The sequence below is a fragment of the Mycobacterium paraffinicum genome (assembly GCF_025822865.1).
Taxonomy (GTDB): Bacteria; Actinomycetota; Actinomycetes; order Mycobacteriales; family Mycobacteriaceae; genus Mycobacterium; species Mycobacterium paraffinicum.
Map to the genome: position 1 here is coordinate 82,800 of NZ_JACKUR010000012.1, position 14,910 is coordinate 97,709.

Below are 14,910 nucleotides of genomic sequence, written 5' to 3' on the forward strand. Positions count from 1 at the left end.
TCGGCGAAGATACGGGTTAATGTGCTGTTTTCGGTCAAGAACCGCGCCAGCCGAGATCGGCCCTTGCACCGCCAACAGCCGGGCGGCTATGGTTCCATCGGATAATATCGGACAACTGTCCACTGAAATCCAATGGTATTCGCGTGCTCGATGGGTCGCAGAGACGGGAGCGGGAGATGGCCTTGCTGGCCGACGGCGTGAGCGCACTTTTCATCGACGGGAAGATGTCGCCCGGCAGCGCCGGCACGTTCCCGACGATCAATCCGGCGACCGAGGAAGTATTGGGGGCCGCGGCCGATGGCGGCGCCGACGACATGGGCCGCGCCGTCGACGCCGCGCGGCGCGCCTTCGATGACACCGACTGGTCGCGCGACACCGAGCTGCGAGTGCGGTGCGTGCGCCAACTGCGCGAGGCGATGCAGCAGCACCTCGAAGAACTGCGGGACCTGACCATCGCCGAGGTCGGCGCGCCGCGGATGCTCACCAGCATCGCCCAGCTCGAAGTCCCGGTCAACGACCTGGCGTTCGCGGCGGACACCGCCGAATCCTATGAGTACAACCAGGATCTCGGCGAGGCATCGCCGATGGGCATTCCCACCCGGCGCACCATCGCCCGTGAGGCCGTCGGAGTCGTCGGCGCGATCACCCCGTGGAACTTCCCGCACCAGATCAACCTCGCCAAGATCGGACCGGCGCTGGCCGCCGGAAACACCGTGGTCCTCAAACCCGCCCCCGACACCCCCTGGTGCGCCGCCGTGCTGGGCGAGCTCATCGCCGAGCACACCGACTTCCCGCCCGGTGTCATCAACATCGTCACCTCCAGCGACCACGGCGTGGGTGCGCTGTTGGCCAAAGACCCACGGGTGGACATGGTTTCGTTCACAGGGTCAACCGCCACCGGTCGCAGCGTGATGGCCGACGGCGCCGCCACCATCAAGAAGGTCTTCCTCGAGCTCGGCGGCAAGTCGGCGTTCATTGTCCTCGACGACGCCGACCTGAGCGGTGCCGTGGGCGTGGCAGGGTTCTCGGTCTGCATGCACGCCGGGCAGGGATGCGCGATCACCACCCGGCTGGTGGTGCCGCGGGCGAAGTATGACGAAGCCGTCGCCATCGCGGCCGCGACAATGGGCGGCATCAAGGCCGGTGACCCCACCGACCCCGGAACCATCTGCGGGCCGGTGATTTCGGCGCGCCAGCGGGACCGAATCCAGGGCTACCTCGACTCGGCGATCGCCGAGGGCGGCACATTCGCGTGCGGGGGCGGCCGGCCGGCCGGCCGTGACGTCGGTTTCTTCATCGAGCCCACCGTCATCGCGGGGCTGGGCAACGACGCCCGCTGCGCGCGCGAGGAGATTTTCGGCCCGGTCCTGACGGTGATCCCGCACGACGGCGACGACGACGCGGTGCGCATTGCCAACGACTCGCCATACGGCTTGTCGGGCACCGTTTTCGGGGCTGACCCGGATCGGGCGGCGAGGGTTGCCGCACGGGTTCGCGCGGGCACCATCAATGTCAATGGCGGCGTGTGGTATTCGGCCGACGCCCCGTTCGGCGGTTACAAGCAGTCCGGCAACGGCCGCGAGATGGGCCTGGCCGGTTTCGAGGAGTACCTGGAAATCAAGACCATCGCGACAGCGGTTAACTAGAGGAGCTCGAGAGCATGCGGTTTGAGAACAAGGTCGCGATCGTCACCGGTTCTGGTGGCGGCATCGGGCAGGCGTACGCCGAGGCGCTGGCACGCGAAGGTGCCGCGGTTGTCGTGGCCGACATCAAATCCGAGGCGGCCGAGGCGGTGGCCAAGCAAATCGTCGCCGACGGCGGCACGGCCCTGGCGGTTCCGGTCGATGTGTCCGACCCGGCGTCGGCGAAGGCGATGGCCGACCGCGCGCTGGCCGAGTTCGGTGGCATCGATTATCTGGTCAACAACGCCGCGATCTTTGGGGGCATGAAGCTGGATTTCCTGCTCACGATCGACCCCGAGTACTACAAGAAGTTCATGAGCGTCAACCTCGACGGCGCCTTGTGGTGCACCCGCGCCGTCTATAAGAAGATGGCCAAGCGCGGCGGCGGGGCGATCGTGAACCAGTCGTCCACGGCGGCGTGGCTGTACTCGAACTACTACGGCCTGGCCAAGGTCGGCGTGAACGGCCTGACCCAACAGTTGTCCCGCGAGTTGGGCGGCCAGAACATCCGGATCAACGCGATCGCGCCCGGGCCCATCGACACCGAAGCCAACCGGACCACCACGCCGCAGGAGATGGTCGCCGACATCGTGAAGGGTCTTCCCCTGTCGCGCATGGGGACTCCCGAGGATCTGGTCGGGATGTGCCTGTTCTTGCTCTCCGACGAGGCGTCGTGGATCACGGGGCAGATCTTCAACGTTGACGGCGGGCAGATAATCCGGTCATGACGAACGACTTGAGGCTTGGCTACATCGGGCTGGGCAACATGGGTGCGCCGATGGCCACGAAGATGACCGAATGGCCCAGCGGGGTGACGGTTTACGATATCCGGACGGAGGCGATGACGCCGCTGGCCGAGAAGGGCGCCGGCCTGGCCGACAGCGTCGCCGACGTCGCCGCCGCCGCCGACATTATCCACGTCACCGTCCTCGACGATGCGCAGGTGCGCGAGGTCGTCGGCGAGCTGGCCGCCCACGCCAAGCCCGGAACGGTCATCGCGATCCACTCGACCATCAGCGATACCACGGCTGCGGAACTGGCCAGTGACCTCAAGCCGCAGGGCATCCATGTCGTGGACGCGCCGGTCAGCGGTGGCGCCGCGGCCGCCGCGAAAGGCGAGCTGGCCACCATGGTCGGGGCCGATCGGGAGGTGTACGAGCGGATCAAGCCGGCGTTCAAACACTGGGCTGCGGTGGTCATCCACGCCGGTGAGCCGGGCGCCGGGACCCGAATGAAGCTGGCCCGCAACATGTTGACGTTCACTTCGTATGTCGCGGCGTGTGAAGCCATGAAACTGGCGGAGGCGGCGGGCCTGGATCTGCAGGCGCTCGGTCGAGTGGTGCGTCACACCGATGCCCTCACCGGCGGGCCCGGCGCGATAATGGTCCGCGATGACATGAAAGACCTTGAGCCGGAACATTTCCTGTACCAGCCGTTCATGCACACCCGGGGGCTGGGGGAGAAAGACCTGAGCCTGGCGCTGGCCCTGGGCGAGGCGGTGTCGGTGGATCTGCCGCTGGCCCGGTTGGCCTACGGCGGGCTGGCCGCCGGCCTTGGGGTACCGCACACAGAGAGAGAAACGTGATGGACGAACTTCGCCGCAAGGGCCTCGAAAAGATGAACGAGGTCTACGGCTGGGAGATGCCCAACATCGAGGGCGACGCGTATTTCGACCTGACCGTCGACCACCTGTTCGGCAGCATCTGGACCCGGCCGGGACTTTCGATGCGCGACAAGCGGATCATGACGTTGACGGCGGTGACGGCCGTCGGAAGCCGCGACCTGGCCGAGATCCAGATCAACGCCGCACTGCTCAACGGGGAACTCACCGAGGACGAACTCAAGGAGATGGCCGTCTTCCTCACCCACTATCTCGGATTCCCGCTGGGTTCGGCGTTCAACGGTGCGGTGAGCGCCGTCGTGGCGAAGCGCAAGAAGGCTGCGGCGAAGGGTACCGGAGAGGACAAGAAGGCCAATGTGGACGCCGCCCTGAAGATGCACTCCGGGGACAAGGACTGACCGATATCAGTAAGGCCGGCCGCCTTCGGGCATCACGTACTCGGAGATCGGCGCGGAGCCGCCGTTGACCGACGTCCCGCCGTTGATGATGCCCGGCGCCATTTCCAGCATGTTGTGCGGGAAACCGAATTTCGGCTTGGTCAGCGCGTCGAGCCGGCCCAGTTCGTCGGCGCTGAGCCGCACATCGACGGCGCGGACGTTGTCCTCGAGCTGCGCGAGCCTGCGCGCCCCGATGATGACCGAGGAGACGGCGGGCTGCGCGAGCACCCAGGCCAGTGCGACGCTGGCGACGTTCGTCTCGTGCGCCTTGGCGATGCCTTCGAGTTCGTCGATCAGCGCGTAGGTCTTCTCGCTGAGGAATGCGTCGACCATCGCGCCGCGATCGGCGTCGTGCTGACCGGCAGTGGCGCGGGTGTACTTGCCGCTGAGCACGCCGCTCTTCAGCGGCGACCATGGTGTGATGCCGAGGCCGAACTCCGCTGCCATCGGGGCGAGTTCCTGTTCTATGGCGCGTTCCAAGAGCGAGTACTCGACTTGCAGGCCGACGAAGCTCGACCAGCCACGGAACCGGGCGATGAGGTTGGCCTCGGCGATCTTCCATGCCGGGGTGTCCGAAACGCCGATGTAGCGCACCTTTCCGGCGCGGACGAGGTCGTCGAGCGCCGACATCGTCTCGTCGATCGGAGTGTTCGCGTCCCAGATGTGCAGCCAGTACAGGTCGATGTAGTCGGTTTGCAGACGCCGCAGGGAGTTGTCGCAAGCGTTGATCAGCGACTTACGGCCCGAGCCCCCTCCGTTGGGATCGCCTGGATACAGGTTGCCGCTGAACTTGGTGGCGATCACCAATCGATCCCGGCGGGCAGCGTTGCGACCGACATGGTCGCCGATGATCTTCTCGGAATGGCTTCGGGTGTAGAAGTTGGCGGTGTCAACGAAGTTGCCGCCGAGTTCGGTGTACCGGTCGATGATCTGTTGGGACTCTTCGACACTGGTTCCCCAGCCGAGGTCCTCGCCGAACGTCATGGCGCCCAGGCACAAGGGGCTGACGCGCAATCCGGACCGTCCGAGTGTCACGTATTGATCCAGGGGCATAGGGGCCGCCTTCTGGTAAATTGTTCGATTGTGGTCTTGTTCAATTCTAAACTAGTTCATGTCTGAACGATCAGGCAAGTCGAAGCCTGCGATCGACGCGGCCAAGATCTGGTCGTTGAACTACCGCGTGCTGCTGTCGGTCATCTCGTGCGCCGAACCCGACATCTGCGCGCTGGGGCTCGAATCCAAAGAGCTGTTCCTGCTCGCCGAGATCGACGAGCACCCCTACCCCGCCGAACTGGCGGCGACGTTGAGCATGCCCAAGGCGACGGTCACCGTCTACCTCAAACGACTGGAGGCCGCGGGATTCGTGCGTCGTGAGATCGACGCCTCCGATCTGCGGCGCCATCGACTACTGCTCACTCCGGCCGGACGTAAGGCCGCCACGGACGGGCTGGCGCTGCTGTCCGACGAGTTCAATAAGCGTCTCGGACGCCTCACTGCCGCGCAGCAAAAAGAGCTGAAAGACCTGCTGGAGCGAATCGTCTGAACGCCTGAGCTAGTCTGACGTGTCGTGCGAGTTCTGGTGATCGGTTCGGGTGCACGAGAGCATGCGCTGTTGCTGGCGCTTCGGAAAGACCCCCAGGTCACGGGCCTGTTCGTCGCTCCCGGCAATGCCGGTACCGCCCGCGTGGCCGATCAGCATGACGTCGACATCACGTCGAATTCCGACGTCGTCGCCTTGGCGCGCGAGCTCGGTGCCGACCTGGTGGTGATCGGTCCCGAGGTGCCGTTGGTGCTGGGGGTGGCCGACGCGCTGCGAGCCGCGGGCATCGTCTGCTTCGGGCCCAGCAAGGACGCCGCCCGCATCGAAGGCTCCAAGGCGTTCGCCAAGGAGGTCATGGCCGCGGCCGGCGTGCGTACCGCGGCAAGCGAAACCGTTGACAGCCCGGCGCATTTGGACGCCGCCCTGGATCGGTTCGGGCCTCCGGCGGGCGACCCCGCCTGGGTGGTCAAGGACGACAGGCTGGCCGCGGGCAAGGGCGTAGTGGTGACCGCGGACCGCGGCGTCGCCCGCGCGCACGCCGCCGGACTGCTCGAGGCGGGCCACCCGGTGCTGCTGGAGTCGTATCTGGACGGCCCGGAGGTGTCGCTGTTCTGTGTCGTCGACGGCGAGACGGTGGTGCCGCTGTTGCCGGCGCAGGACTTCAAGCGTGTCGGCGACGGCGACACCGGACCCAACACCGGCGGCATGGGCGCCTACGCACCGGTTCCGTGGCTTCCCGACGAGGTGTACCGGGACATCGTCGGCAATATCGTCGAACCCGTTGCGGCGGAAATGGTTCAGCGTGGCAGCCCGTTCTGCGGATTGCTGTACGTCGGACTGGCGATCACCACCAACGGGCCGGCCGTGGTCGAATTCAACTGCCGGTTCGGCGATCCGGAGACCCAGGCCGTGCTGGCGCTGCTGGAATCGCCGCTCGGGCAGCTGCTGTACGCGGCGGGCACCGGCAAGCTGGCCGACTTCGGCGAGCTGCGCTGGCACGAGGGGGCGGCTGTCACGGTGGTGCTGGCGGCGGAGAACTATCCCGGGCGTCCTCGCGTCGGGGACGTCGTCGCCGGCTCGGAAGCCGAGGGGGTGCTGCACGCCGGGACGGCGCGTCGCGACGACGGCGAGGTGGTCTCGTCGGGGGGCCGCGTGCTGTCGGTGGTGGGCACCGGCGCCGACCTCACCGCCGCGCGGTCGCAAGCGTACGAGCTGATGCGGTCGATTCGATTGCCGGGCAGCCACTTTCGAAGCGACATCGCGCTGTTGGCGGCCGAGGGTAAGATCAGCGTCTAGAAACCCGCGGCCTGGCCGTCGCGGCGGGGATCGCTCGCCGCCAGGTAGCCGCCGTCGAGCCGCCAGATCGCCTGGCAGCTGCCGAACTGGTTGTAGTCGTCCACGGCAACCAGGTCATGTCCGCGGCGGCGAAGCCCGTCGAGCGTCGCGGCCGGGAAGCCTTTCTCGCAGCTGACCTGCATGCCTTGCACCCACCGGAACCGAGGGCCGTCACACGCGGCCTGCGGATTCTGTCCATGGTCGGCGATGCGCACCATCACCTGGGTGTGACCCTGCGGCTGCATCGTTCCGCCCATCACGCCGAAGCTCATCACGGGGGCGCCGTCTTTGGTGACAAAGCCCGGGATGATCGTGTGGTAAGGCCGTTTGGCCGGCCCCACCCGGTTCGGGTGTCCTTCGGCCGCAGCGAAATTCGCGCCGCGGTTCTGAAGCGATATCCCGGTGCCCGGCACCACGACACCGGACCCGAATCCCATGTAGTTCGACTGGATCATCGACACCATCGTCCCCGCGGCGTCGGCGGCGGTCAGATACACGGTTCCCCCACGCGGAGCGCCCGCTGACGCCGGCCTCGCCCGCGCGCGATCGATCAGGGCCGCGCGTTGCCTCAGGTAGTCCGCGTCCAGGAGGTGTTCCGGGCGGACCGGCATGTGCTCGATGTCGGCGACGTAGGCCTGCGCGTCGGCAAAGGCCAGCTTCACCGCCTCGATCTGCAGGTGCACGCTGTCGGCGGAATCGACTGGAAACGAGCCCATGTCGAAGTGCTGCAGGATTCCCAGGGCGATCAGGGCCACGATCCCGTGACCGTTGGGCGGGATCTCGTGGACGGTGTACCCGCGGTAGCTGCCGCGGATGGTGCCCACCCAGTCGACGCGGTGAGTGGCGAGGTCACTGGCGCGCATCACGCCGTCGTTGGCCAGGGCGTGCGCCTCAAGTTGGGCGGCCAGCTCTCCGCGGTAGAACGCGTCGCCGTTGGTCGTAGCGATCTTCTCGAGCGTGGCGGCCTGGTCGGCGAAGCTGAACCGCTCACCGGGTTTGGGCGCCCGCCCGGCGGGCATGAAGGCGGCTGCGAAGCCGGGCTGGTTTTCGAACAGCGGTAGCTGCGCCGCCCATTGCTCGGCGACGGTCGGTGAGACCAGGAACCCGTTGCGCGCGTAGCCGATTGCGGGCTCAAAGAGCTTTTCGAACTGGAGCTTGCCGAACTTGGCGTGCAATTCGGTCCATGCCGACACCGCCCCGGGCACGGTGACCGCGTTCCAGCCGACCACCGGAACGGCGTCGCCGCCGAAGTATTCCGGGGTCCAGGCCGCGGGCGAACGGCCGGAGGCATTCAGCCCGTGCAAGCGTCGGCCGTCCCACACGATGGCGAAGGCATCCGAGCCGATGCCGTTGGAGACGGGCTCCACCACCGTGAGCGCGATCGCGGTGGCGATGGCCGCATCCACCGCGCTTCCTCCGTCGGCGAGCATCCGAAGGCCCGCTTGGGCTGCCAGCGGTTGTGACGTGCACACAACGTTGTCCGCCAGCATGGGCTTTCGCGGCCACGCGTAAGGGAACTCCCAATCGAAGGGTGCCGTCACCTTCGCGAGCGTAGCGCTGGCGTGACGCTCGGTGCCCAGCGCCGCGCTAGCGTGACGCACGGTGGCCAAGGGCATTCACGCCGTCAGCAGCGGCGCCATCCAGGTCAGCTCGGCGGGCAGCTGCGAACTCCAGAACTCCCCGTTGTGGCCGCCGGGCGAGAAACCGCCCGCGGGCGGATGTGGCAGTTGCGCGATGAACTGTTTGGTCGCGGCGTAAAACGGATCGCCGTCGCCGCAATCGACCCGAATCGGAATCGACCCCAGTGCGGGCATCCCGAACACCGAATTCGCCGCGAAGTCGTCGGGCCCGTCGAAGGCACCAGGCGCAGCCGCGCCGGAGGAGAGCCACAATGCGGGACTGACCGCGCAGATCGCCGCGGTGCGGGCCGGACCCAGCCGGCCCCCCAGCAGCAACGCCCCGTAGCCGCCCATCGACCAGCCCAAGAACGCCACCCGCGAGGTGTCCAGGCCTTGACTACTCAACATCGGGATGAGCTCGTCGAGCACCATGGCCCCGCTGTCTTCGCCGGACGCCCTCTTGTGCCAATAACTGCCGCCACCGTCGACGGCGACCACGGCAAACGGCGGCAGGCCCGCGTTGACGGCTTGGGCCAGGCCCTGTTCGACGCCGCCGGCCATCACCGTGGATGCGTCGCTGCCCTTGCCGTGCAGCGCGATGACCGGTCGCAGCGTCTTCGTTTGGCCGGGCGGTCGTGCGATGGCCCAGCTGGTGTTGACGCCACCGCGCGCCGCCGAGACGAAGGAACCCGTCACCATGGTGGGCGCCGGCTGACCCGGGGGAGCCGGCTCGAGGGGTGGGGCCGGCCGCGGCGCCAGCGGCGCCTGGCTGCCGGCCGGCGACAGCGGCATAGCCTGAGATGGTCGGGGTTTGAACAGGATGTCGAGCGCATACGTGCCCGCTGCGCCCGCGGCGGCGCTGGCGCCGAGACCCAGCAGGGCGCGGCGGCTCAAGTCGGGCATGCGGGCCATCATGCCACGTTCGTTTGGCGGGCCGTTTGGCCGAAATGGCAATGCAGTACCACTTTGGCTGGCACGATGGCTACTCGTGACGGCAGCAGTCACTCCGAAGGGAGAACGTCGGCGGTATGCGCTCGTGAGCGCCGCCGCCGAGCTGCTTGCCGAAGGCGGATTCGATGCGGTGGGCCACCGCGCGGTCGCTCGGCGGGCCGGACTGCCGTTGGCGTCTACGACGTATTACTTCTCGTCCCTTGATGATTTGATTGCGCGCGCCGTCGAACACATCGCGATGATCGAGGTGGCGCAGCTGCGGTCGCGGGTTACCGCCCTTTCCCGCCGGCGCCGCGGACCGGAGACCATCGCCGAGGTGTTGGTCGATCTGCTCGTCGGCGACGTGTCCAGCCCGGGGCTCAGCGATCAGTTGATCTCGCGCTACGAGCGACACATCGCGTGCACCCGGCTGCCCGCATTGCGTGAGACCATGCGTCGCAGCCTGCGGCAGCGCGCCGAGGCCGTGGCCGAGGCCATCGAGCGATCGGGCCGCACGGTGCACATCGAGCTGGTGTGCACGCTGATCTGCGCGGTCGACGGTTCGGTGGTGTCCGCGTTGGTCGAGGGCCGCGATCCTCGGGCGGCCGCGCTGGGGACGGTGGTCGATCTCATCGAAGTGCTCGCCCCCATCGATCAACGGCCCCTGCGGTCGGCCGGCAGCGAAGGCGTCACGATGTACCCGGTGGCAAAGTCGCCGTAAATCGTGACATCCGCCGGGCTGCGCTGCGCGTAGAGCGCCACATAGGCGCAGACGACGGCGTCGACGGGATCCTCGGCGCGGCGCAGCTCGCTTTTGCGCTCGGCGGTGGTTACGCGCCTGCGCAGCCGAGTCCACTCTTCATTACCCGCCACCTGCAGGGGCACCTCAGCGTGCGCGAGCTTCTCGACGCCGTCCATCAGCAAGAGCAGCTCGGATTTGAGCTGATCGACGCCGCGGCCGGGCTTGGCCTTGTACTTGAGCGTTCGCTCCAGCCGGAACAGGACGACGGTTGCCGGATGCGGGTAGACCTCGATGGCGCGTCGGGACGCTGGTGACCGCGGGTCCATGTCCAGTCCCATCGCCCGCGCCAGTCGCGCCGCGCGCGGGCCGTCGGCGAACTCCGGTTTCGCCGTGTTGGCCGGGTGCGCCCCGGCTTCGAACTTGCGGAAGTCGCGGTTGAGCGCCGCTTCGGCGGGGCGCTGGCCCGTCGGGTTGGTCACCACCAGCGGCGCGTCGAATCCGACCAGGCACTGCTCCTGCACATAGGGCGACAATGCGGCGAGCACCGCCGCGTCGTCGCCGACGGCATCGATGTGCACGAGGCAGCCCCCGGCGTCGACGACCGCGACCCCGGTGGGATTGCGTCCGGCCCACGCCAGATCGACGCCGGCGAAGTACATCCTGCCCAGGGTATGGCGTGCCGGATCGTAAGCTCTATGTCTGTGAGCATTCCGAACGTCCTGGCCGCCCGGTACGCCAGCGCGGAAATGGTCGCGATCTGGTCGCCGGAGGCCAAGGTCGTCGCCGAACGCCGGCTGTGGCTGGCGGTGCTGCGGGCACAGGCGGAGCTCGGAGTGGACGTTCCGCAGGACGCCATTGCCGACTACGAGCGGGTGCTCGAGGACGTCGATTTGGCCTCGATCGCGGAGCGCGAGCGGGCGCTGCGCCACGACGTCAAGGCCCGCATCGAAGAGTTCAACGCGCTGGCCGGTCACGAGCACGTGCACAAGGGCATGACCAGCCGCGACTTGACCGAGAACGTGGAGCAGTTGCAGATCCGGCGGTCCCTGGAGTTGGTCTTCGCCCATGGGATCGCGGTGGTTGCGCGGCTCGCCGAACGTGCGGTGGCCTACCGCGACCTGGTGATGACCGGACGCAGCCACAACGTCGCCGCGCAGGCCACCACGTTGGGCAAGCGGTTCGCGTCCGCCGCGCAAGAGACGCTGATCGCGTTGACCCGGCTGCGCGAGTTGATCGACCGCTACCCGCTGCGCGGCATCAAAGGCCCGATGGGCACCGCCCAGGACATGTTGGACCTGCTGGACGGTGACGCGGCAAAGCTGGCCGAACTCGAGCGTCGCGTGGCTCAATTCCTCGGCTTTGCAACGGTTTTGACCAGCGTCGGGCAGGTTTATCCGCGATCGCTCGACCACGACGTGCTCTCCGCGCTGGTGCAGCTCGGCGCCGGACCGTCGTCGATGGCCCACACGATCCGGCTGATGGCCGGGCACGAGCTCGTCACCGAGGGATTCGCTCCCGGCCAGGTCGGCTCGTCGGCGATGCCGCACAAGATGAACACCCGCAGTTGCGAACGGGTCAACGGGCTGCAGGTGGTGCTGCGCGGTTACGCCTCGATGGCCGCCGAGCTCGCGGGCGCGCAATGGAACGAGGGTGACGTGTTCTGCTCGGTGGTGCGCCGAGTTGCATTGCCGGACAGCTTCTTTGCCATAGACGGGCAGATCGAGACGTTCTTGACCGTGCTCGACGAATTCGGCGCCTACCCCGCGGTGATCAGCCGCGAGCTGGATCGCTACCTGCCGTTCTTGGCCACGACCAAGGTACTCATCGCGGCGGTCCGCGCGGGGATGGGGCGCGAGGCCGCGCACCATGTGATCCGCGAGCACGCGGTCGCGACGGCCCTGGCCATGCGGGAGCAGGGCGCGGAGCCCGACCTGCTGGAGCGGCTGGCCGCCGACGAGCGACTGCCGCTGGACCGGGCGGCGCTGGATGCCGCGCTGGCCGACAAGAAGGCGTTCATCGGCGCCGCCGGCGATCAGGTGGACGAGGTGGCCGCCACGGTGGACGCGCTGGTGAGCCGCTACCCGGACGCCGCGAAGTACGCCCCGGGCGCGATGCTGTGACCCTCGCCGGCGCGCTCGCGGGGATCGACTTCACCGATCTGGACAATTTCGCCAACGGATTTCCGCACGACTTGTTCGCCATCCACCGTCGCGAGGCGCCGGTGTATTGGCACGAGCCGACCGACAACACCCCCGACAGCGAGGGTTTCTGGTCCGTCGCCACCTATGCGGAAACGCTTGAGGTGCTTAAGGATCCGGCGACATACTCATCGGTCACGGGTGGCGGCCGACCGTACGGCGGCACGCTGCTGCAGGACCTCTCGATCGCCGGGCAAGTACTCAACATGATGGACGACCCGCGCCACTCGCAGATACGGCGACTCGTCAGCTCCGGGCTGACACCCCGGATGATCCGGCTGGTCGAAGACGATCTGCGGGAGCGGACGCGTCGGCTGCTGGACGCGGTGACGCCCGGCGAACCATTCGACTTCCTGGTCGACATCGCCGCCGAGCTGCCGATGCAGATGATCTGCATCCTGTTGGGAGTGCCCGAGTCCGAACGACATTGGCTGTTCGAGGCCATTGAGCCGCAGTTCGACTTCGGCGGCTCGCGCAAGGCGTCGTTATCGCAGCTGTCGGTCGAAGAGGCCGGGTCACGGATGTACGAGTACGGCCAGCAGCTGATCGCGTCGAAGCGGGCGGAGCCGACCGACGACATGTTGTCGGTCGTCGCGAACGCGATGGTCGACGACGCGGATGCGCCGTCCCTATCCGATCTCGAGCTCTACCTGTTCTTCAGCCTGTTGTTCAGCGCCGGCGCGGAGACGACGCGCAACGCGGTCGCCGGGGGGCTGCTGGCGTTCGCCAACCATCCGGAGCAACTGCGGGCGCTGCGCGCGGATCTCGGCGCGCTGCCGACCGCCGTCGAGGAGATCGTGCGGTGGACGTCGCCGTCGCCGTCCAAGCGGCGCACCGCCACGCGCGACGCCACGCTCGGCGGGCAGTCGATCGAGGCGGGCCAGAAGATCCAGATCTGGGAGGGCTCGGCCAATCGCGACGCCGCCGTATTCGAGCGCGCCGACGATTTTGATATCGCCCGAAAGCCCAACCCGCACTTAGGGTTCGGTCAAGGCGTGCATTATTGCCTGGGCGCCAACCTGGCCCGGCTGGAACTGCGCGTGCTCTATGAGGAGCTGCTCTCCCGATTCGGCGGCGTGCGGGTCGTGCGGCCGGTCGAATGGGCTCGCAGTAATCGGCATACCGGAATCCGGCACCTGGTTGTGGAACTACTCGAGGAACGGTGACGATCCGGCGCGCCGATGCCGAACCGACGCCGGACGTCTTCGCCGCGGTGATGGCGACCGGAATTCTGTCGATCGCTGCGCACAACCACGGCTACCGCTGGATCAGTGACACGCTGGGCGTCGCCGCCACCGTCGGCCTGGTGTTCTTGGTGGCCCTGGTGATCACGACGGCCGTGGGCAGGCGCAAGAAACTGCGCTGGGATCTGGCGGATCCCGATGTCACCCTTCGGTTGTTCACCTTCGTCGCCGCCTGCGCGGTGATCGACACCCGTTTGTCATCCGATGTGTGGGTGCTGCGGGTACTCGGCGCGGTCGGACTGTCGTCCTGGTTGGTGTTGATCGGCCTCACTGCGCGGAACATGTTGGCGCGCGACTGGCCGGCGCTGCGCGACCACGCCCACGGCGCGTGGGAACTGGGTAGCGTGGGAAGCTCCGGGCTGGCGATCGTCATCGCCCGGGCGGCGTACCACACCGGTCATCGTTGGTGGCTGACCGTAGCCGTGGCGGTGTGGGCGGTGGCGATCCTGATCTACGGCCTGATGACCTGGCTGATCCTGTGGCGGGTCGTCAACGAACGACAGGACCGGGACGGATTCGAGCCGGACACCTGGATCCTGATGGGCGGCATGGCGATTGTGACGCTGGCCGGCGACAACATCCACCCCCTGGCCCCCACCTGGCTGGCCGGGCCCGTGCGCATCGTCACCGTCGTGACGTGGATGACGGCCACCCTGTGGATACCGCCATTGATCTACTTCGGCCTGCACCGGATCAGCCGGCGTCCCAACGTGTTGCGCTTCGCCGGCGTGTGGTGGGCGTTCGTGTTTCCGCTGGGAATGTATTCCGCGGCCAGCTACGCCATGGCGGGCGAGATCGCCGAGCGGTCATTGCTGACGGTTTCGCTGGTCTTCTTCTGGGATGCGTTGGCGGCGTGGCTCGTTGTCGTCGTCGCTGGGCTGTTGCTCCTCGGCAGAGCGCTGCTAGAGCCGGCCGATCGAGATGCCGGCTGCGCGTAATTCGAGCGCGGCCAGCGCCCGGATCGTGAACGGATCCTCGCGGCGCCACCCACCGACCGGATCCGCGCTGACCGCGGCGAGCTTTCCCGGCGGTCGGTTCGTCAATGCCCGCAAGGCAAGGAGTTGCTCGCCGGCCGGGGTGGCGGCCAGCGCGGTCACAGTCAATTTCCGTCGAAAGAACCGCAGCCGCAGGAGAAGCCACGGTACGTCCGCGACGAGGATCGGGACGGCGGCGATGGCCATCGCCAGCAGGACCGCAAGCCAGCTGGCCGTGGAGTCCAGGTCGTGGCCGGCGCCCGCAAGATCGAGCGCCGCCTGGCTGGCGGAGTTCAACGGCTGGCTGACCGCGTCCCCCACCAAGGGGATGTGCTGGGCGCCCTTGCCGGCCGACGCCAGATTGCCGGCGATGCCGTGCGCGCCGCTCTCGACTTGCCGGCCGGCCTCGGCGATCGTCGAAACGGCGTCGTAAACCGCCAGACCGACGAGCAGCCAGATAGCGGTCCACAGGACGACGGCGAAGTCGCTGAGCAGCTGGGCCATCAGCCGGCCGGGCCGGGTGGAGTAGGGCAAAAACCGCGGGGTCATGGTCTCGATCCCAGCACAGCTCCCGACAGGGGACCCCTT

At 67.6% G+C, this 14,910-nt stretch carries 15 protein-coding genes; 10 read left to right on the forward strand and 5 right to left on the reverse strand.

What is annotated here, in order from left to right; all coding sequences use genetic code 11:
* Nucleotides 1-176: 176 nt before the first annotated feature.
* The 4 genes from H7J89_RS02355 to H7J89_RS02370 are packed head-to-tail and all read left to right on the forward strand — an operon-like array spanning nt 177 to nt 3,701.
* Nucleotides 177-1,646, forward strand: coding sequence for an aldehyde dehydrogenase (locus tag H7J89_RS02355; protein ID WP_264036283.1), 1,470 nt, complete (start codon nt 177-179; stop codon nt 1,644-1,646).
* A gap of 14 nt (nt 1,647-1,660) precedes the next feature.
* Nucleotides 1,661-2,410 carry an SDR family oxidoreductase gene (locus tag H7J89_RS02360; protein WP_067203130.1) on the forward strand — a complete coding sequence of 250 codons (750 nt, stop codon included), beginning with the start codon at nt 1,661-1,663 and terminating at the stop codon, nt 2,408-2,410.
* Nucleotides 2,407-3,267, forward strand: a complete 861-nt coding sequence (locus H7J89_RS02365; RefSeq protein WP_264036127.1) for an NAD(P)-dependent oxidoreductase — start codon at nt 2,407-2,409, stop codon at nt 3,265-3,267. The genes H7J89_RS02360 and H7J89_RS02365 overlap by 4 nt, the downstream gene beginning before the upstream one ends.
* Entirely contained in the window at nt 3,267-3,701 is a 435-nt protein-coding gene (locus H7J89_RS02370) for a carboxymuconolactone decarboxylase family protein (protein ID WP_264036285.1), read from the forward strand. Before H7J89_RS02365 ends, H7J89_RS02370 begins: the two co-directional genes overlap by 1 nt.
* A 6-nt stretch (nt 3,702-3,707) precedes the next feature.
* Here the strand turns inward: H7J89_RS02370 and H7J89_RS02375 are convergent, their stop codons facing one another.
* The gene (locus H7J89_RS02375) at nt 3,708-4,793 is read right to left on the reverse strand and encodes an aldo/keto reductase (protein WP_264036128.1); all 1,086 of its coding nucleotides are present in this window, start codon (nt 4,791-4,793) and stop codon (nt 3,708-3,710) included.
* A 58-nt stretch (nt 4,794-4,851) separates the two neighbouring features.
* Here H7J89_RS02375 and H7J89_RS02380 point away from each other — a divergent pair, with 58 nt between their 5' ends.
* A complete protein-coding gene (locus tag H7J89_RS02380) occupies nt 4,852-5,283 on the forward strand; it encodes a MarR family winged helix-turn-helix transcriptional regulator (RefSeq protein ID WP_231989201.1) in 432 nt (143 codons plus the stop codon).
* 24 nt (nt 5,284-5,307) lie between these two features.
* Nucleotides 5,308-6,576: a phosphoribosylamine--glycine ligase gene (gene purD / locus H7J89_RS02385; RefSeq protein WP_264036132.1), complete on the forward strand. Its 1,269-nt coding sequence runs from the start codon at nt 5,308-5,310 to the stop codon at nt 6,574-6,576.
* On the opposite strand, the gene H7J89_RS02390 is transcribed toward purD, so the two are convergent.
* Together H7J89_RS02390 and H7J89_RS02395 are read right to left on the reverse strand one after the other, a co-directional pair.
* Nucleotides 6,573-8,156, reverse strand: a complete 1,584-nt coding sequence (locus H7J89_RS02390) for a gamma-glutamyltransferase family protein (RefSeq protein WP_264036133.1) — start codon at nt 8,154-8,156, stop codon at nt 6,573-6,575. The two genes, purD and H7J89_RS02390, sit on opposite strands and share 4 nt — an antisense overlap.
* A gap of 75 nt (nt 8,157-8,231) precedes the next feature.
* Nucleotides 8,232-9,149 (reverse strand): alpha/beta hydrolase-fold protein, encoded by a 918-nt coding sequence (locus tag H7J89_RS02395; RefSeq protein ID WP_264036135.1) that lies wholly within the window; start codon nt 9,147-9,149, stop codon nt 8,232-8,234.
* A 73-nt stretch (nt 9,150-9,222) separates the two neighbouring features.
* Here H7J89_RS02395 and H7J89_RS02400 point away from each other — a divergent pair, with 73 nt between their 5' ends.
* Nucleotides 9,223-9,885 (forward strand): TetR/AcrR family transcriptional regulator, encoded by a 663-nt coding sequence (locus H7J89_RS02400; protein ID WP_372513696.1) that lies wholly within the window; start codon nt 9,223-9,225, stop codon nt 9,883-9,885.
* On the opposite strand, the gene H7J89_RS02405 is transcribed toward H7J89_RS02400, so the two are convergent.
* The gene (locus H7J89_RS02405) at nt 9,819-10,565 is read right to left on the reverse strand and encodes a DUF429 domain-containing protein (RefSeq protein ID WP_264036137.1); all 747 of its coding nucleotides are present in this window, start codon (nt 10,563-10,565) and stop codon (nt 9,819-9,821) included. The genes H7J89_RS02400 and H7J89_RS02405 overlap by 67 nt on opposite strands.
* 42 nt (nt 10,566-10,607) lie before the next feature.
* Between H7J89_RS02405 and purB the strand changes: the two genes are divergently transcribed.
* Genes purB through H7J89_RS02420 form a run of 3 tightly spaced genes read left to right on the forward strand, consistent with a single transcriptional unit; the run spans nt 10,608 to nt 14,286 of the window.
* Nucleotides 10,608-12,026, forward strand: coding sequence for an adenylosuccinate lyase (gene purB / locus H7J89_RS02410; protein ID WP_264036138.1), 1,419 nt, complete (start codon nt 10,608-10,610; stop codon nt 12,024-12,026).
* Entirely contained in the window at nt 12,023-13,270 is a 1,248-nt protein-coding gene (locus H7J89_RS02415) for a cytochrome P450 (RefSeq protein WP_264036139.1), read from the forward strand. Before purB ends, H7J89_RS02415 begins: the two co-directional genes overlap by 4 nt.
* A complete protein-coding gene (locus tag H7J89_RS02420) occupies nt 13,267-14,286 on the forward strand; it encodes a tellurite resistance/C4-dicarboxylate transporter family protein (protein ID WP_264036140.1) in 1,020 nt (339 codons plus the stop codon). The genes H7J89_RS02415 and H7J89_RS02420 overlap by 4 nt, the downstream gene beginning before the upstream one ends.
* On the opposite strand, the gene H7J89_RS02425 is transcribed toward H7J89_RS02420, so the two are convergent.
* The gene (locus H7J89_RS02425; protein WP_067203105.1) at nt 14,251-14,871 is read right to left on the reverse strand and encodes a hypothetical protein; all 621 of its coding nucleotides are present in this window, start codon (nt 14,869-14,871) and stop codon (nt 14,251-14,253) included. The two genes, H7J89_RS02420 and H7J89_RS02425, sit on opposite strands and share 36 nt — an antisense overlap.
* Nucleotides 14,872-14,910 lie beyond the last annotated feature (39 nt).